The sequence below is a fragment of the Zwartia vadi genome (assembly GCF_030410375.1).
GTDB lineage: Bacteria > Pseudomonadota > Gammaproteobacteria > Burkholderiales > Burkholderiaceae_B > Zwartia > Zwartia vadi.
This window is the reverse complement of record NZ_JAUHHE010000070.1, coordinates 1-251: the sequence shown is the minus strand read 5'-3', so window position 1 is coordinate 251 and position 251 is coordinate 1. Positions and strand designations below refer to the sequence as shown.

At 47.4% G+C, this 251-nt stretch carries 1 pseudogene; it reads left to right on the top strand.

From position 1 onward, the window contains the following. Positions 1–160 precede the first annotated feature (160 nt). Positions 161–251 (top strand): annotated as a pseudogene (locus QWY27_RS15370) (phosphatidylserine decarboxylase); the annotation flags it as partial.

The window sequence follows — 251 nt, the reverse complement described above, 5'->3', positions numbered from 1 at the left end:
TCGCAAATCGAAGTCGTTGGTGCCAAGTTGCGCGCCATGATGCCTTGGATTGCTGCCAACAAACTTGTTGATAAAACAAAGAACTAATCTGATTTAAATCAGTATGCAGTTCAAACACGCCCCTCGGGGCGTGTTTTTTTGGGTTAACCTTCTCCCTACGATGAATACACCTCACTATCCCCACCCGATTATTGCCCGCGAGGGTTGGCCTTTCCTTGCCGGTTCGATTTTGATTGCTTTGCTTGTGACCT